22 protein-coding genes are annotated in these 17,920 nt (G+C 35.7%); 3 read left to right on the top strand and 19 right to left on the bottom strand.

Features of this window, described 5'->3' with window-relative positions; translation table 11 throughout:
* Nucleotides 1–170: 170 nt before the first annotated feature.
* From ADA55_RS02030 to ADA55_RS02015, 4 genes are all read right to left on the bottom strand, one after another.
* Nucleotides 171–1,442: an MFS transporter gene (locus ADA55_RS02030; RefSeq protein ID WP_048678373.1), complete on the bottom strand. Its 1,272-nt coding sequence runs from the start codon at nt 1,440–1,442 to the stop codon at nt 171–173.
* Between the two features lie 86 nt (nt 1,443–1,528).
* Nucleotides 1,529–2,284, bottom strand: a complete 756-nt coding sequence (locus tag ADA55_RS02025) for a class I SAM-dependent methyltransferase (RefSeq protein ID WP_048678372.1) — start codon at nt 2,282–2,284, stop codon at nt 1,529–1,531.
* A gap of 103 nt (nt 2,285–2,387) precedes the next feature.
* Nucleotides 2,388–2,765 (bottom strand): TIGR04104 family putative zinc finger protein, encoded by a 378-nt coding sequence (locus tag ADA55_RS02020; protein WP_055348204.1) that lies wholly within the window; start codon nt 2,763–2,765, stop codon nt 2,388–2,390.
* A 38-nt stretch (nt 2,766–2,803) separates the two neighbouring features.
* On the bottom strand, nt 2,804–3,358 hold the full coding sequence (locus ADA55_RS02015; RefSeq protein WP_048678367.1) for a histidine phosphatase family protein: 555 nt from the start codon (nt 3,356–3,358) through the stop codon (nt 2,804–2,806).
* Nucleotides 3,359–4,082: 724 nt separating this feature from the next.
* Here ADA55_RS02015 and proC point away from each other — a divergent pair.
* Together proC and ADA55_RS02000 are read left to right on the top strand one after the other, a co-directional pair.
* Nucleotides 4,083–4,982, top strand: a complete 900-nt coding sequence (proC, locus tag ADA55_RS02005; RefSeq protein ID WP_065421095.1) for a pyrroline-5-carboxylate reductase — start codon at nt 4,083–4,085, stop codon at nt 4,980–4,982.
* A 125-nt stretch (nt 4,983–5,107) separates the two neighbouring features.
* Nucleotides 5,108–6,166, top strand: coding sequence for a membrane protein (locus ADA55_RS02000; protein WP_048678362.1), 1,059 nt, complete (start codon nt 5,108–5,110; stop codon nt 6,164–6,166).
* 25 nt (nt 6,167–6,191) lie between these two features.
* Here ADA55_RS02000 and ADA55_RS01995 read toward each other — a convergent pair whose 3' ends face one another.
* The 11 genes from ADA55_RS01995 to ADA55_RS01945 form a co-directional block, all read right to left on the bottom strand.
* Nucleotides 6,192–6,380: a hypothetical protein gene (locus ADA55_RS01995; RefSeq protein ID WP_048678360.1), complete on the bottom strand. Its 189-nt coding sequence runs from the start codon at nt 6,378–6,380 to the stop codon at nt 6,192–6,194.
* A 64-nt stretch (nt 6,381–6,444) separates the two neighbouring features.
* On the bottom strand, nt 6,445–6,981 hold the full coding sequence (locus ADA55_RS01990) for a sugar O-acetyltransferase (protein WP_048678359.1): 537 nt from the start codon (nt 6,979–6,981) through the stop codon (nt 6,445–6,447).
* Nucleotides 6,982–7,122: 141 nt separating this feature from the next.
* A complete protein-coding gene (locus ADA55_RS01985) occupies nt 7,123–8,115 on the bottom strand; it encodes an NADP-dependent oxidoreductase (RefSeq protein WP_048678356.1) in 993 nt (330 codons plus the stop codon).
* A gap of 104 nt (nt 8,116–8,219) precedes the next feature.
* Nucleotides 8,220–9,278 (bottom strand): alkene reductase, encoded by a 1,059-nt coding sequence (locus ADA55_RS01980; RefSeq protein ID WP_048678354.1) that lies wholly within the window; start codon nt 9,276–9,278, stop codon nt 8,220–8,222.
* Nucleotides 9,279–9,292: 14 nt separating this feature from the next.
* A complete protein-coding gene (locus tag ADA55_RS01975; protein ID WP_048678352.1) occupies nt 9,293–10,141 on the bottom strand; it encodes an alpha/beta fold hydrolase in 849 nt (282 codons plus the stop codon).
* 111 nt (nt 10,142–10,252) lie between these two features.
* A complete protein-coding gene (locus ADA55_RS01970) occupies nt 10,253–10,828 on the bottom strand; it encodes a TetR/AcrR family transcriptional regulator (RefSeq protein ID WP_048678351.1) in 576 nt (191 codons plus the stop codon).
* A 417-nt stretch (nt 10,829–11,245) separates the two neighbouring features.
* Nucleotides 11,246–11,590 carry a hypothetical protein gene (locus ADA55_RS01965; protein WP_048678348.1) on the bottom strand — a complete coding sequence of 115 codons (345 nt, stop codon included), beginning with the start codon at nt 11,588–11,590 and terminating at the stop codon, nt 11,246–11,248.
* A gap of 787 nt (nt 11,591–12,377) precedes the next feature.
* Entirely contained in the window at nt 12,378–12,509 is a 132-nt protein-coding gene (locus tag ADA55_RS30210; RefSeq protein WP_221408526.1) for a DUF6254 family protein, read from the bottom strand.
* 67 nt (nt 12,510–12,576) lie between these two features.
* Nucleotides 12,577–12,759: a hypothetical protein gene (locus ADA55_RS01955; RefSeq protein ID WP_034310968.1), complete on the bottom strand. Its 183-nt coding sequence runs from the start codon at nt 12,757–12,759 to the stop codon at nt 12,577–12,579.
* A gap of 290 nt (nt 12,760–13,049) precedes the next feature.
* Nucleotides 13,050–13,568: a GNAT family N-acetyltransferase gene (locus ADA55_RS01950; RefSeq protein ID WP_048678342.1), complete on the bottom strand. Its 519-nt coding sequence runs from the start codon at nt 13,566–13,568 to the stop codon at nt 13,050–13,052.
* A 25-nt stretch (nt 13,569–13,593) separates the two neighbouring features.
* Nucleotides 13,594–14,046 carry a MarR family winged helix-turn-helix transcriptional regulator gene (locus ADA55_RS01945; protein ID WP_048678340.1) on the bottom strand — a complete coding sequence of 151 codons (453 nt, stop codon included), beginning with the start codon at nt 14,044–14,046 and terminating at the stop codon, nt 13,594–13,596.
* A gap of 109 nt (nt 14,047–14,155) precedes the next feature.
* Here ADA55_RS01945 and ADA55_RS01940 point away from each other — a divergent pair, with 109 nt between their 5' ends.
* A complete protein-coding gene (locus ADA55_RS01940; protein WP_048678430.1) occupies nt 14,156–14,800 on the top strand; it encodes a YczE/YyaS/YitT family protein in 645 nt (214 codons plus the stop codon).
* A gap of 137 nt (nt 14,801–14,937) precedes the next feature.
* On the opposite strand, the gene ADA55_RS01935 is transcribed toward ADA55_RS01940, so the two are convergent.
* From ADA55_RS01935 to ADA55_RS01920, 4 genes are all read right to left on the bottom strand, one after another.
* Nucleotides 14,938–15,429 carry a DUF6584 family protein gene (locus ADA55_RS01935; protein ID WP_048678336.1) on the bottom strand — a complete coding sequence of 164 codons (492 nt, stop codon included), beginning with the start codon at nt 15,427–15,429 and terminating at the stop codon, nt 14,938–14,940.
* 358 nt (nt 15,430–15,787) lie between these two features.
* On the bottom strand, nt 15,788–16,165 hold the full coding sequence (locus ADA55_RS01930) for a hypothetical protein (protein ID WP_048678333.1): 378 nt from the start codon (nt 16,163–16,165) through the stop codon (nt 15,788–15,790).
* A 174-nt stretch (nt 16,166–16,339) separates the two neighbouring features.
* Entirely contained in the window at nt 16,340–16,789 is a 450-nt protein-coding gene (locus tag ADA55_RS01925; protein ID WP_048678330.1) for a hypothetical protein, read from the bottom strand.
* Between the two features lie 66 nt (nt 16,790–16,855).
* Nucleotides 16,856–17,530 carry a VOC family protein gene (locus tag ADA55_RS01920; protein ID WP_048678328.1) on the bottom strand — a complete coding sequence of 225 codons (675 nt, stop codon included), beginning with the start codon at nt 17,528–17,530 and terminating at the stop codon, nt 16,856–16,858.
* Nucleotides 17,531–17,920: the final 390 nt, after the last annotated feature.

Genomic DNA, 17,920 nt, shown 5'->3' with positions numbered 1-17,920 from the left:
GCAAGAAAATCAACAACATCCTTTAACAGAGCCTTAATCATAGAAAAAATAGACGTATAGAAGGGTATCGCCAAACTGTGGTATTTTGTATGATAAGCAAATCGCAGCAAAAAAAGCCCGTTCCCTGTACGATAGGAAATGACTTTTTTTACTTATTATATGGCTTCTTTTTATTTGTCACTTCCCCGAGACCAGATTACCACTGGAATCAATAATAAAGATAATAACCCTCCGATAAATGATAAGGCTGTATAACTTGAACCGGCCACAATCATTCCAGATAAGGCTCCACCAGAGGCTCCTGATAATGCAATTAAAACATCCACTGTACCTTGGGTTTTAGCCCGATTTGAAGTGTCGGTTGAATCAACAATAAGAGCCGTCCCACTTATTAAACCGAAATTCCATCCTAATCCAAGTAAAGAAAGGGCAATAACTAGGAGAATCATAGAATCACCTGGTGCAATCGCCGATATTAAACCGGCCAGAAGCAGCGTAGCTCCAGAGGCAATAGCCATGGCAGTACGGCCAAACTTATCAACAAGGACACCTGTAACCAGTGAAGGAAGATACATGGCAGCTATATGAAATCCAATAACGAGACCTATTTCACCCAAGTCATGTCCATGATGCCTCATATGAACTGGCGTCATGGTCATAATGGCCACCATTACAATTTGAGTAAGAACCATAATTGCCGCACCAACAATAATTCCTCTTTTGTTTACCATTTGTTCAGTATCAGCCGAATATCCTAATCGATTACTTTCTTGCTTGGTCGCTTCTATTGCTCTTGCTATAACTAATGGGTCCGGGCGAAGCAAAACGAAAAGGACAAGACCTGCTAATATAAATGCTGCCGCTGATAAAATGAAAGGACCAGCGAGTGAAGGAACGCCAATGGAAAGAGCAAAATCCCCCATTACATTCACTAAATTCGGACCGGCAACTGCACCAAATGTTGTAAACACCATGGTAATACTAATGGCAGTGGCTCGCTGTTTATTGTTAGCCAAGTCCGTACCAGCGTAACGAGCTTGTAAATTTGTCGCTGTTCCTGCACCATAGATGAGCAGGGAAGCAAATAAAAGGAAAACGCTATTTATGATGGCTGCCATTATGACTCCTATTGCTCCAAGTCCACCTATCATAAAACCAGCTGTTAGACCTGTACGGCGGCCGTAACGTTGAGAAAGTCTCCCTACGATTAAAGCAGCCCCGGCAGATCCTAATGTAAATAAACCCGATGGCACTCCAGCAAATGCATCTGTGCCAAGCATTTGTTGTGCAAGAAGTGCCCCCACCGTAACTCCAGCCGCTAAACCGGCACCGCCAAAAATTTGTGAAATACTTATAATAATCAATGTACGTTTGTATAACATTTTTTGTTTTTCTTGAGAATCTACATAACTCTGGTTCATTTGATATGTTTTACTGGACATTTGTTAAGACCTCATTCATAATTTTGTAATTTCTCCCCACCATGTACACCTTCCTCTAGTTGATTTTCTAATATTAATATTCACCTTTACTTTTTTAGTTTAAAAACTATAAAATCAGCACATCTGAAATCTTCTTCAAATGAAGGATATTTTTCTAACATCTCTTTTGATGGCTTAGGTTCTATTATGCTTTCTAAAATAAAACCTGTTTTGATTAAAGTGTTTATATAACTTGTTAATGTTCTATGAAAGAATAGCATTTTTTCTTTATCTCCTAAACCTTGTTCATACACTCCTTCATAAAAATACTTATCTACGTTCCAATGCAATTTTTTACCGTCCTTTGTTTTTTCCCAACCACTCTCTGGAGTAACAAAACAAGGATGCAAAATCGAAAATATGAAACAGCCTCCATCTACTAATAGACGATACATTTCTTGAAATGCTTTTTCGTAATTTGCAAGATCTTGAATGACCATATTTGATACTATTAAATCGAAACGTTTATCCTCTAAGCAATACAAGTCCTCACAATTCCCCTGCCTATAATCAATCAACAAATCATTTGGAGTTCTTCCCTTAGCAATTTCTATCATCCGTGATGAATAATCCACAGCCGTTACAGTCGCTTCGGACCTCGCTAACATCCGACTTAAATACCCCTCACCACACCCGGCATCTAAAATGTTTTTATTCCTCACCGGCTCCATAAGTGATAATAAAGTTGGATTTAAAAAAACTTCTTTATGAAGGTCTCCTTGCTCGGTATGATTTGCAGAATATGTATCCGCGAAACTATCCCACCTTTTAATCGCTTCTTCTGTACCAATATTCCGATTCATGTTAACTCCTCCCTTCTTCTAAACTCCCCCGATAGTTGCATTAATAAAAAGCTGCCTTAAAGACAGCTCCTATCTTAAGCTTACGCACCCGTTGTTTAAATGACTACCACATCGGTTCATCCTTGTTACTTAACTTATATATAAATGGCATCATAATAATCACTAAAGCATACGCAACTATTTCAAAAACTAAGGCATAACCTTTAGGTACACCAAATGATATTAAAGGTACGATCAATAAAGTTATAAATATAAATAGGCTTAATAGCTTTCTTGTTTTCTTGGAAACGTATTGGGATGAATCACAGGATGAACATCTTAACCTCTTTTTAAAGGTAAACATTTTAAAAAAGGCCTCTACCCAACCCCATTTATAGCCACATTGCTGACAGGTTGGCATATGCAACAAACTCCTTTCAATTAAATCAATATTACAAATTATATCATTTATTCCTAAACTATCCTGACTAGATTGTTGCATAAAGAAAAAGCTGCCTTAAAGACAGCTCCTATCTTAAGCTAAATTTTATCTTCATCCCATATACGTTCCAAGATCACTTCATTATTAATACAGTTTATTTGAAAAACGTCAGGGTTACTAAGATTTTTCCAACACTCGAAATCAAAGTCACTATTATAATTCATTAACAGTAAGGATATTATATTTCCGTGACTGACGATTACTGTATTTTCAGCCCCACTTTTAAAGACTTCTTCTACAACATTTACGATTCGATTTTTCGCTTCTTGACTTGACTCTCCTCCTTCGAATTTTAATTCCATATCATTAAATGTTGCTTTTAGTTTTTCATACCAATCAGGTAATTCCGTTGTGCTTAGTGTTCGTTCTGAGAGGCGTTCATCAATCTCTATTTTAATCTTTGTTTTCTCACATAATGGTTCTACTGATTGAATAGCACGCAAAAAGGGACTCGCTATTATTCGGTCAAGTTTTGCATTGCTGAAAAAATCAACTAAATATTTCGCTTGTTTCAAACCCTTTTCTGTTAACGGAGATTCCGAAGGTTGCCCTTGTGCTTCACAATGTCTGACAATGTAAATCTTCTTTTGCATACAGATCCTCCCACATAAGTAGTAAATACTAGTTTCTATATTTCTCTATAATTTTCCTTCTTGAATTACCTGCCCCTTTAGTTCCATAAGACAGCTCCGATCTACAGCTAACGCACCCCGATCCATTCTTGAAACATAACCCTTCCATCACTAAAAAATTAATAGTGTATACTTTGTTATCCATGGTTTCTTTATCGGGTATTATAAAAAAGTAATTCCCTTTTTTATTTAATTCTTTACTCTTTATAACCTCCTTATTAGGAGGTTGCACAACTTCCAATTTGTTCACTTTTTCTATAAAAGCTTGTATTTCATTAATATCTGTAATGACTCGGAAGATACCCCGTCCTCATCAACACCTTGCACTAATAATGTTGTATATTCATCTTCATGTGCTTCTCCCCTCAGGTCAAGTCTTTGATAGAACGGGAGAGCGATTATTAAAAGGGCATTTAAAAAATACGGCCAAAACCTGTAATGATATGAATTGTTTTTTTCGTTTTTCTTCCTAAAATATCCGCAAATACCCCGATTACAGCCGATTATCCTTGATTAAATGACCTGACTGGCATGTAAGCCCCAAATGATAACGCTTCCCTTCACTATCTCGGCCTTTTCCTTGTGAATGTCCTCTCTTCCCTTGAATCTAAATCTCAGCATGTTACGATAACAAGGTTAAAAAATACGAACGGAATTACGAACAATGAACTTTTAGGAGGGCATAATGTTGAGAGATAAAACTGTTGCATTTTTAGGAGCCGGTTCGATGGCAGAGTCGATGATTTCTGGAATTGTGCAGATTGGGAGCATACCAGCAGAGAGAATTTATGTGACAAATCGCAGCAATCAATTACGACTCGAGGAAATGAATCACGTGTATGGAGTCCATGCGGTCCATCAGGATGCATTGCCATATGAAGAAGTTGATTTCTTCATTTTGGCAATGAAGCCCCAGGGAGCAGCAGAGGCTCTTGATGCACTCAAAGATAAAATAAGAGTGGATCAAGTTGTAATTTCTGTTTTAGCGGGCATTTCCACTGAATTCATGGAAAATCATCTACAGCTTGGACAGCAGGTTGTGCGGTTGATGCCGAATACGTCGAGCATGATCCGGGAGTCGGCAACTGCGTTATCTCCGGGAAGACATACAGCGATGGACAATGTGATAGCAGTGAAAGAACTGTTAGGCTGTATGGGAAAAGTGTTCTTAATTGAAGAAGAGCATATGGATATTTTTACAGGAATTGCAGGAAGCGGACCTGCTTACTTCTATTATTTAATGGAGCATATGGAACACGCTGGCGTTAAAAAGGGTATGGATGAAGCGATGGTCCGTGAGATTGTCGCCCAAACGATTTTAGGCGCAGCCAAGATGATTATGGTGAACGACGAGACACCGGCAAGTCTCAGAGAGAAAGTCACTTCACCAAATGGAACGACAGCATCCGGACTTGATGCGTTACGGAAAAATAATGGCGGCAGAGCCATTTCACAGGCGATTCATCATGCTGCGAAACGTTCGAAAGAGCTGAATGAAGAGATGGCAGTAGCGTACAGCAAATCGACTAATCCCCCGAGAGTAATGGGGAACTTCAGTACCATAAAAGGACGGTGCCTAAGTTAATCATCTCCATAAATACACCATGGAGCCTCCTTAGGAAATTATATGTATCAAAAGATGTGGTTATCAAATAACAATCCATCAAATAGTTAAGAAAAAATATAAACGTAAGAAAAACGGAGGACAACATGAAGAGAATCCTTAAGATCGCTAGCGCTTTTATCGGAATTCTAGTTGGAGCAGGGTTCGCCTCAGGACAAGAAACCATGCTTTATTTTGTAAGCTTCGGGAACTTGGGCACAATTGGAGCTATCATTTCAGTCGCAATTTTTGCATACCTTGGAATGATTCTGATGAAGCTTGGCAGTCGTACACAAACAGATTCGCATCAGGAAGTAATTTATAAGATTTGCGGTCGCTTTCTCGGCTGTATCATTGATTATGTTCTGAATGCCATCCTATTTGGTATAGGAATTGTCATGATTTCGGGGTCAGGCTCGATCTTTGATCAGCAATTCGGATTACCTTCCTTTATAGGAACCATCCTTATGACTGTTCTTGTCATGATAACAGTTATGCTGAAAGTTGACCGTGTGATTAAGGTAATTGCATCCGTCACACCATTTCTGATTCTTGTCGTACTTTTTCTATTTATTTATAGTATGTTTACAATGAATTCATCGTTTACGTCACTTGAACCACATGCGCTGGAACAAAATTCAGCTGCGGGACATTGGCTTGTATCTACAATAAACTATATTTCAATAACCATTGCAATGGGGGCTTCCATGACACTTGTTATGGGTGGAAATGAACCTGATGAAAGGATATCATCCATTGGAGGACTTACAGGAGGGATCGCTTTAGGTCTACTTCTTTTAATTAGTCACCTTACTATTTTCTCAAATATTAATACTGTATCGGGCTTGGATATGCCAATGCTGGGAATCGCCAACAGTATTTCACCTCTCTTAGGCATTCTGTACTCTCTCGTTCTGTTCGCCATGATTTTCAATACGGCAGTCAGCATGTTCTACTCATTTGGAACACGCTTTTCTGATCCGCAGACCACAAAATTTAAAGTAATCATTATTTCATCACTGTTGATCGGATTTATAGCAAGCTTCTTTGGCTTCACTAAACTTGTTTCCTCTCTCTATCCAATCTTTGGCTATATGGGAATTGTCCTTATTATCGTTCTCATCATTACTCCATTCCGAATGAGTCGATTAACGAAAGAAAATTAAATTGAGGATTGTTTAACCAACCTTTCTACTCATGTGTAGAAAGGTTGGTTAAGGAAGGAAAAACTCTCCCTTCCCCTGTATACTTCGGACAAACTAACCTACTAAGAGCAATGATACCAATCAAAATTGATTGGTACTGGATGGTTTGCCTAAATGTTTTTGCTATGACATCTAAATAGCTTAATTCTGGTATTACCTCTCTTGTTTTATCCATATATAATTCTTCCTTATTCGCGAGGTGTGATAACTTCTGATATCAACAAAGAACAACTGGAAAATTAAATACTTTTTAGTATCTTTGCTGGGTTTCCAGCCACTATTGTATTGGCAGGAACATCTTTTGTAACAACGGAACCAGCAGCAACAATTGAATTATCTCCAATAGTGACTCCAGCCAGGATTATGCAACTTCCACCAATCCATACATCGTTTCCAATTATTATTGGTATTCCATAACCACTCTTGTTCCTATCCTTAGGTTCGATTGAATGACCAGCCGTATATATCCCTACATTGGGGCCTATCATACAGTTGTCACCCACCCTAACTTCTGCCATATCTAAAATAGTGCAGTTATAGCCAGCATAGAAATTATCGCCAACGTGGATATTGTAGCCCAAATCGCAATGGAAATTGTGTTCAATATTAGGATCAACACCTACAGTACCAAACAATTTCTTTATAGTTTCTTCTCTTTTTGAGAAATCTTCTATAGCACTGTTGTTAAATTCTTGAACAAGTTTATGAGCACGAATATTTTTTAATTTTATTTCCTCTGTTCCTCGTTCATAATAGATTTTCTCTTTATCGTTCATACCTAATTTCCTCCTTTCAGTTAGTACAAATGTTACCATAATCTTCAACTAACCTGCCCCCCGATAGTTCTATTAGCAACCTCGATAAGTTAGAAAAAATAACAACTTTCTACCTAAGGAAAGGTTTGTTAGATAAGACGATTATTTCAATTTAAGTATTATTTTCCCCTTTGCTCTTCCCGTCTCTGCATACTCCAATGCTTTTTGGGCATCTTCGAAAATAAAAACTTTATCAAGTGTAGGCTTAATTACTTCTGACTCTAACATTTCTGTTAAAATTTTCAACTGCTCTCCACTATGCTTCATAAAAAGAAACGTGTATTGGACATTATGTTTTTTTTCTAGCTTCGTAAGTTTATAACTTGCAATGGAAAATAAGGTTTTTTTTAATGAGCTAAATCCGTTTTCTTTAGCAAAGCGACCATTCGGGATTCCAGATATAGAAACAATCTTTCCTCCTTTTTTTAATGTTACAAATGATTTCTCTAACGTCGCCCCCCCAATGGTATCAAGAACTGCGTTGTAGTCACGAATCGAATGTTCGAACTTTTCTGTCTTGTAATTAATAACTTCGTCAGCGCCAAGAGATTTCACCAAATCACTACCATCACTAGCTGTAGTTGCGACAAAAGCACCCATATATTTTGCAAGTTGGATAGCAAATGTTCCTACTCCCCCTGATCCTGCATGTATTAATATTTTATGTCCTTTTTCAATTCGCAGAATATCATGTAAAGCTTGGTAGGATGTCAATCCGACTAGAGGGATGGAGGCGGCTTCTTCAAAACTTAAATTTTTCGGTTTTAATGCAATATCTTCTTGGTTGACAGAGATATATTCAGTAAAAGTTCCCATTTTATTTGCTCTAGGTCGACCATATACCTCATCACCAACTTTAAACTTCGTGACACTAGCACCTACTTCAACAATTTTTCCAGAAAAATCATTTCCTAAAATTAACGGCATCTTGTATTTCAATAATAATTTTAATTCACCTTTTCGAATTTTTGTATCAAGAGGATTTATACTTGCCGCATATATCTCAACTAAGACCTCATCATTATTCATTTTGGGCATAGGGAAGTCTAAAAAATTTGGATTTTCACCGTAGTTTTCAATTGCTAAAGCTTTCATTACAATCCTCCACATTTTTATTTAACGCACATGTATCTTTTCATGACGAACCCTAAGAAAAAAGATTATGAATATCCCTGGATGGGATATTCATATTAAATAAATTATTTTAAGAAAGGATAATCTGTATAACCTTCTTTTCCCCCTGCATAGAGCGTGTTTTTATCAGGTTCGTTTAGGGGAGCACCTGATTGAATCCGTTCTACAAAGTCTGGATTAGCTAGTACCCAAGTGCCAACTGTGACAACATCTGCAATATTATTATCTACATCAGACGAAAGTTGATCTAGAGGACGACCAGGACGGTTAACAAGAAGTGATTGATCCCAAAGTTGACGCACATCTTTTAGGAATTGCTCGTTTCCGAAGTGCATTAAATGCAGATATGCAAGGTTAAGCTTATTTAATTCACTTATTAAATAGCGATACATCTCAAGGCTATTTTCCCCCTCATCAATGCCTTGCAGTGTTCCTTGAGGAGAAAAACGGATGCCTGTTCTTTCTGCTCCTATTTCATCAACAACTGCTTTAGCTACTTCAATAGCGAATCGAGAACGCCCCTCAATCGTACCACCGTATGCATCTTGACGATGATTGGAGTTTTCACTGAGGAATTGTTGGATCAGATAACCATTCGCTCCATGAATTTCTACTCCGTCTGCACCAGCTTCAATTGCTGAACGTGCTGCTAAACGAAACTCATTGATAACATCTTTTATCTCAAGCTCACTCAATTCTCTTGGTGTTGGAATTTCTTTCATTCCTTCTGCCGTGAAAATTTCTACACCAGGTGCAATAGCTGACGGTGCAACTGCTTGGCGATGGTGAGGTGTGATATCAGGATGTGATACACGTCCCACATGCATAAGCTGAACAAAAATATGACCGCCTTCACTATGAACTTTAGAAGTTACTTTTTTCCACCCTTTAATATGATTTTCTGTATAAATACCAGGTGTATTAGTGTACCCTTGCCCATCATCTGAAGGTTGGGTTCCTTCGCTTATAATTAAACCGACTGAAGCACGCTGACCATAGTATTCTGCTATTAAATCGCTCGGTGTACCATCTGGTAAAGCTCTACTTCTAGTCATCGGAGCCATTCCTATACGATTTTTCAAGTCAATGTTTCCGATACGAACTTTTTCAAATAATCTGCTCATACGAATACTCCTTTTTAATAAGAATTAGAATCAAGGAATGAATTTACGTGTTCTGCAAATAGTTCTGGAAATTGAAACAGATGCCCGTGACCAGAATCAGGATATATAATCAGCTGTGCTTTGGGTAATTTCTCTGTTAAGATATAACTGTTTTTAGTCGGTACCATCACATCATTAACACCATTAGTAACAAGTACGGGGTGTTTGATGTTTTGTAACCATTCATAATCATGATTGGGTTTTTGTTTAGCCCATTTTGCAATGGCTTGTAATTGTGCCTCTTTTACTTGTTCTGAACTGTTTACTTTTTTCTGATTAAAAATTCTTTTTAGTGAAGCCATTCCTGCAGATTTACTTGTTTCGGTTTGTCCGTAGAAAAAGAACATAAAATCATTTATTCCATCTTCTTCCGTTCCGCCGTGACGATTCATTCTTTCAAAAATCTCTGGATTTGGATTAATACCAGATTCAGGCGAAGTACCTGCCATAATAATTTTTCTTACTAAATCTCCCTCTTGTAAAACTAGCTCTTGTGCAACCATGCCACCAATGGAAAAACCAAGAATGTCAACTTGTTCTAATCCAAGAGTTTTTATAAATGTTGCTGTATCTTTTGCCATATCAGCAATTGTGGTAGGCGTTAGTCCATCGGTCTCACCAACCCCTTTATTGTCAAACAAGATTACTGGGCGTGTATTTGCAATAGGTTCAAGCATGTTTGGATCCCAGTTTTCCATCGTTCCTCTAAAGTGAACAAGAAATACTACTGGTATACCATCCTGTGTACCAAATTTTCTATATGCGTAACGAGTTCCATCTGCTTCAATAAATTCTGATTCTGTTGGTATTTTAAAGTTAGTCATTATTGTGTTCCTCCTTAGACATTTAAAAACGGTTTTATAAAGTTGCATGATGATGGTTTGTTTCATGTTATTTTTAGAATGAACGTTCTAGAAAGTGTAAAAAAAAGAAAGCTAGTCCAACACTGAAAGTGCTAGAGTGATGATGCCTTCTAATTCTTTTTTATTGTAATTAGTTTTTATTAGTACTCTTATACCTACCAAATTGTTGTGTAAGAAACGGGATGTGTTATCAGAATCGATTTCTTTTGATAGCTCTCCACTAGTCTGGCCCCGTTTTATAAGGTTATTAAACATATCTTCAGTACGGTTAAACATTTTTGTAACTATGCGTCCAATTTCCTTGTCCAGCAAAGATAATTCTATGGCTGCATTTACTGATAGACAACCTTTTGGGTATTGTTCAATGGAATTCAGTACGAAAATAAACACATCACGTATCGTCTGTTTAATGGATGAAGTGCTACTAATTATGCTTTCCATCTCATTGACGATGAGCTCTTCATAGTGATTAAGGGAAGCTAAAAACAATGAACGCTTGTCACCAAATGTATCATATATACTCCTGCGGTGTATTCCCATATGATCCACCAAATCTTGCATGGATGTTTTTTCATAACCCTGTTCCCAGAAAAGCTCCATTGCTTTTCTTAATACAGCTTTTTCGTCAAACTCTTTACTTCTAGCCATTTTATTTCTCCTTAAAAAAAATCCATAAACCAATACTAACAAAAACAAACGTCATAATCCATTATAGAATGAACGTTCTAATATATTCACATGAATTTCAAACCCTGATTAAATAATACCCTTTTTAGAACGATTAGTAAAGAATTATAAATACCCAATAATCCTCAACACATTTGCTGCATACCACAATGTTATCCTATAACTTTCACCTAGGGGTACCGCCAAGCATTTCTTTTCTTCAGGATTGTTTTCCTTCCACTGTACAATTAATGGATCAAACTCTTTTACAGATGCACTCATACCAAATAAACAAGAAACAGCAATTAGAAAAAAACAACTGAGCCCTTACTCAACCAAACTGCCCCTTTAGTTGCCAAAAGAAAAAGCTGCCTTAAAGACAGCTCCGTGGAATAAAGGTTAATGATCTTTATTTGCATACATTCTTGCCATTGTCGAAGGTGAAAATTTAATTCTATATTTCCCTTCAAGTTCTTTCTTTATTTTTCCCGTTAAAGTTAATCCTTGTTTATTGTGTTCTTCTTCAAGTTCAATCCCATTAGGAAGCAATTTATCTTCATCCCAATCAATCCATTCACCATACCTATTTACCCATTCAATTAATTCATTTGTTAACGTATTTGAAATTAGAATGTCCTCAATATCCAAGTTACAACCACATTGATTGCACCATATAGGGTCCGCCCCAACATCCCCTTCAACTTTCAACTCATATGTTTCTTTTTGTTCACAAAAACATTCCATATTATTTTCTGGCTCCTCTACTACACGCTTTTTATTATATTTTAGATGAATTTTGGTTAAAGTAACCTATCCTATTAGTTCAATAAGAAAAGCGATTCTTATTAAAGAATCGCTGAGTTTGTATACAAATATCATCCAAAAAAATGGAGGGAACCTCATGCCTTTCCCCTTATCCCTTTTCGATCATGTAAAATTTCTTGAATGATTTCAATATGAACAAAAGACCATGATCTTTCATGAAAGTGAAGAAACACACTTATGGAAAGAATGGTAATATATATTATACTGAAGACGACCCAAAGCAAACTCCCATCTTTAAAAAGGAAATCTTGCAATTGATTTGAAAACAGAAGAAAAAGCCAAGGCCCAGAGGATATTATAATAGGAATGATCCCCGATCCGTTTTTCTCTTTTATCATACAATAATAAACTTTTTTTAACGTATCGCTATCAATCGAACTATAAAAATTTTGAATTTCTTCCACTTCAATCAGTTTCTTCATCCCTTTGAAAGATCGGTTTTTGTATGAGGCTTTTTTTAATTGAAGATAAATTTTATGAGCATCTCCCCGTAATGAAAACATATATCTGATCTTCCCCCCTTCCAAAAAACTCCTTACTAAAAGGTTTTGTAATAATCCGCATTTTTATGTAGTCTTTGTCTTTTACAGTATGTACTTAAGGGGATACATACGAATCATTCTAAAAATCCAGCTCGTATATAAAAACCTAAAAAGACCATAATCATCGATGATTATGGCCTTTAGGTAACGAAAAGAGAAGCGTTTTACTTAGTTTCAGATTCATTTTTTCCCGTATCTTCAGCTAATTGTTCAAATGAAGGGACCTTACCATGTGGATTCTGAGATTGTTTACGATCTTTCCATTGGCGTTCTTGTTGTCGCTTGGATTGAGTCATCTAAATAAGCTCCTTTACATAAAGTTAAGTAAAAAGTTTGAAGCACGATAAGCGAACTGAGCAGGCATCAATGCATGCCTTTCCACTCACCTTGATTTTTAGATGCTTTTTCTTTTTTTGCTTTATTTTTATGTGCTTGATTGGCATTTGCACTGCCGAATTCCTTAGAGAATTCAGAATCAGTTTTGCTTGAATCAAACCCTTGTTTGTTTTTTTGATCTGCATCATTTTTCTTTGTTCGTTTTGCCATGTATACCCCTCCTTCTTATCTTTAGTATGAGATCTGAAAGAAGAAATATACTCCGAATAAAACCGGCAGTAGCATGAATCCGTCATGTAATTCGGGTAAATAATAAAGTGAATAATGAGTTCCAATTGGTTTTTAACCGTTCGTGCAGTACCATCCAAAATTATTGAACCTGAGGGTTAAATAATTTTGGGCTATATGTGATTTTTTAAATCTCTTTTCCATCAGTTCTGCCATTTGTTTGAATTTGGATTTCCTTCATTATTTATCAATGATGCACCTTTCAAAATAAGTTATATGAGTGTTTTGGTCATTATAAAGTCCGTTTGTTCTTCATCACCCATATAAAAAGAGTGGGCTCCAGTTTGAACAAACCCAATTTTCTTATAAAAACCAATGGCATTTTCATTTTTTTCCCATACGCCCAGCCAGATTTTCTTTTTATTAGTTTCCATCGCAATGTCCATTGCTTTATTTAACAGATATTTACCAAGCCCATGTTTTTGAAATTTGTTCTTTATATAAATCCGCTCGACTTCAAGTGAATCATCACCCATTTCTTCAGTCTGAGCATCATTGGTATTGACCTTTAAATATCCAGCGACTTCATTATTAAAATAAACAAAAAAGAATTGCGAAGAAATATTGGCTAATTCTTTTTCTATTTGGTTTAAGTTAAACGCCCTTTCCAAATAGGCATTCATATTTTCGGGTGAATTCTGATGCTTAAATGTCTCATTAAATGTTTCATAACTAATTTCTTGGAGAATGCGCGAATTGTCTAGGGTACACTTTTTAATATTTGCAGTCATTTAAATATGCCGCTCCTTTACATAATCAATAATTTCTCTTGTTTCCCTTTTTTACAAATTCCCAGTCTTTTTCTACATTTTTTCTTACTCTTTGAAGAAGATCGGAAATGGTTTCTACTTCTCTTTCCGAAAATCCCTCTAATGCAACGATATTGGAGTAATCATTTTCTCTTTTTATAAAAGGATAAACATTTTTTCCTTTCTCCGTTGGAAAGAGCTTTTTAATTTTTTTGTTGTGTTTATCTTCTTTCTTTTCAATAAAGCCATTGATTTCAAGCTTTTTTATAGCACGAGCTGCTGTTGTTCGATCTACTTTTATCATCTCAGCTAACTTTTCCTGAATGATTCCTGGGTTTTCACATATTCGCACAAGGTACAAATACTGCCCTTTTGTAAGGTCATGTTCTTTAAATTCAATATTGCTTGTGGAATCTAATGCCCTTGCTATCATTCCAATTTCACGAAGAATTTCCTTCATAATGAACTCCTTAGCACATATTTTTGTTGCAAATGCAATAAAAATGACCTATATTAAATTTAACGTAATTTTGTTGCGTTTGCAACAAAAAAATAAAGGGGTCGGTATAGTGAAATATGTTTTTTATGTATTAGGAATTTTAATATTAACCCTTGGTATTTCTTTCACTATACAATCAGATCTTGGGACTTCACCTTTTGATGCACTTTTGGTGGGACTATCCATAAATGCGGGGCTTACTGTGGGAAGTTGGGAAGTCATAATAGCCTTGATCTTGATATGTTTTAATTCATTTTTAAAAAGGCAAAGACCAGAAGTTTTGGGGTTGTTAACAGCATTTATAACGGGGATCGGGATTGATATGTGGCTTTTTTTATTGCACCATTTGATAACACCTGAACTATGGTACAGCAAAATTATTTGTTTTGGAATCGGCTTAGTTGTTATAGGATTAGGAACGGCAACATATTTACACACAAATTTTGCACCGATTCCAGTTGACCGATTAACATTAATCATACAAGAATTAACGAAAACAAATATATTTTTTTCGAGAACAGTCATTTACCTCGCATTCTTGATAATGGCAATGATTTCAAATGGACCAATTGGCGTTGGAACTTTATTAACTGTTTGTTTAGGCGGGCTGATACTCAATTACTTTATGCCATTTACTGAAAAAGTATTAGACCGCATATTAACACACCCTAGTACATCACCGAATAATGATAAAGATAAAAAACATTCCATATAGAATGATTTTTATCTTTATTGCTCAACTAACCTGCCCCTAAAAAGACTGCCAGCGATGGCAGCCAGATTTTAAAAGTAACGCACCCATTAGGTAAAGAACAAGTACTATAAAACTCTCTTGTAAAGCAAGGTTACCGATTAAAAAATCCAGTTGAAAAAAGCGTAAACTCCGATTAATGCAAAGAGAATTGTTAATATGATTATTGAGATGCAACCCAAACTAACCAAATTATCTTTCAATAGATCGTCAGGTTGTTCCAGCAGACTCTCTTTCACCTTATTTTGTATAGGCGAAATTACCTGATCCAATTCCAGTCTTATTAAAATTTCACTATCACCTTTAAATTTCAGAGCTCGTGCTATTCTGAAAGGATCGTTTCCCATGGATTTTTCGAACAAAATACACGCTTTTACCATCTCTGATGTCTTATTCTTTTCTAAATACCAATAACGACCTGCCATTGAAGGGTATTTCAATGCAAAATAGATGTCCCCCAGCTTTCTGCGCAGTTCTAACTCATTAGGATAGGTCGAAATTAACCCATGTAGCCTATCCCTTGCTTTCCCTAAATCATTTTTTTCAATGTCTTCTTCTATCTTCTTAATCGTTTTAACAGGTATCTTTTCTATACAAACACCTCATTATCTTTTCTTTATAGTCTTTATTTCTAGATCGTTCAAAATAGTTCCTTCTCCAACAACCTGTCCCTTTAGTTCCATAACACTTATTGTTGAGGTGATATATACTGTGACATAAAAAAGACGGTTTTACCGTCTAATAGATTGCACTAGTTTTCTTAGTAAAAACAAAATTAATATTGCGAAAAGAGAAGATAGAATTAATCCTGGAATATTTAAAGTAGTTAACAAGTAACAGCCCAATCAATATCATTAGCCCAATTTTAGGTATTTTCAATAATCAAGATTCGAATAAGTTAAGCTTAAAAAACGAACCTGCCCCTTAGTTACATAATCCAATCTGCAATTTTTACTCCCATGGATTATCATACTTATTTCTAATTTTATCGACTTTAGTATATTCGCAAATGGTATCCTTGCCTGATGAATGAACTTTCATCGTATTTTTTTCAACTATAATAGTAAAGTTGTCAGAACCTCTACCATAATCAAATTCGTAATCATTGCTCTCAATATGCTTATATGTTCCAGAAGATTGTCCCCCGCCTTGGACTCTTGAATTTTGAATTTCAAAATTATTTTCCCCTTTAAAGGTAAAGGATTTTCGACAAACACTCTTTTCTCCACTCATATTTTTCCATTCCCCTTTCCAAGATGGTGCTTTTTCTTCACCACACGCAGCTAATACTAACGCAGACATTGCTGAGATCATTAACACTTTTTTCATTTTTACACCAACTCCAAAGGACACCTTTATTTCCTGCTACATTTAATACGAACTAAAAAGGTAAAAGTTCCCTTACTAACCTGCCCCTTTCTGCCATAAGAAAAAGCTGCCTTTTCCCAGTTAATTTAATTCAATAAAAAGAAATAACGTACTGTTGACGAAATTGTTGTATGGTCAATGTTTTTGATTCTCTTTATTGGATAGGTATTCTGCTACATTTTTTGGAACTTTAAAATTCAAATGTAGTTTCTTGGTTCTAAGTTCAATATAAGGGCTATCTTTATATGTAATAATTGTAGCGATTTGTTTAAGTTCCTTTTTATCTCTATTTGGCTCTCCAAGTTTGACTGTATCTTCTTGGTACATCTTATAAATATACCCTTTAGTTGAATTTGGAGGAGTATCTACAATACGCCATTTATCAACTTCAAGTGTATTAACAAATTCACTTACTTCAACCTGATTGTCTATAACGCTTAAAACCAATTCTGGATTTTCTTCTGACGATACTTCTATCTTTTGCGATTCATCAAGTCCAGGATCTTCTTTCAGATCTTTTTTTTCATTGCTACAACCGAAAAAAAGTACAGAAACAAATATAAATATCATACAAACTTTTTTCATAATTGCCTTTCCCCCTCAAAGAATCAAAACCATACACTCACTAAATAAAGAAAATTTTAACCTGTCTCAAAATATCTGAAATTCATTTTCGGGATTGATGATTATTTTATTGTTATTTATTAATGTAATCTCAAGAGGGAATATGGCAGATGTTTTATCGGAGAATATCCACCTTCTCCCAGGTTGGGCTAATATAATAAATACTCCCTTCCTTCTTTCACCCATGAAATTAAGGGATCTTTTACTTATTGTATGATTGTCACGCTCATACACACCAATTTCCTTTAATTTTTCGCTCACACTTATAGTGTCTTCTACAATTAAACCTATTTCACTAATGTTTAAAATGCTTTTAACCGAAAAAGGCTCCATACTAGCTTCAGCAATTTCATATCTAGAAATAAATTCTACTATATTACCAGAAGGATCATAGAAATAAAGAGCATGGGCAGGTAAATGAGTAAAATTAGCTTCATCTACGCCATCTTCAACAAGTAAACTCACTCTTTCTTTTGCCCATGATTTTGCCTCATTAAATTTGTTAGCCGGTATGTTAAAAGCAAAGTGATAATAGGGGTCACCTTTTACTTCTTTTGTTGTAAACTCCATTTCACCTGTACCAACAGCCATTCGAAAGCTATTCTTATCTTCATTAATGAGAGAAAAACCTAACGTTCCAATATAGAAATTTTTCATTTGCATTAAACTTTTAGTCTGTAAAACAATCGATTTAATTTCCATGGATAATAACACCTTCCTTGTATTATTGAGTAATTCATTTATAAAACGTACTGACATTCTGATTAAATCATAATTATCATTTCGTGTAAATTTATTCTATTTTTACCTTTATATACCAACTTACTGATTGTTATTTTAATCTCACATATTGATTGTTTTCAGTCACTCCCCCTTTAGCTGCATAAGAAAAAGGAGCTGCTGACAGCTCCTTTTAAGAAGTAAAGCATCTGTTAGTTCATAAAGAAAAGCATTTCTTATTAAAGAATTGCTGAGACTGCAGACAAATTTGAAGAAATCGAGTTTGCCTCCCGTTTTTTTATGGCTTGTACAATTTGCAGCGGATTTCCGCTACAGGCACTCGCTTTCCGCGGGCGGTCAGGGAGCCTCCTC

This window comes from Bacillus sp. 220_BSPC, assembly GCF_001054655.1.
GTDB lineage: Bacteria > Bacillota > Bacilli > Bacillales > DSM-1321 > Peribacillus > Peribacillus frigoritolerans.
The sequence above is the reverse complement of the archived record's forward strand: the minus strand, read 5'-3'. Positions and strand labels throughout refer to the sequence as shown.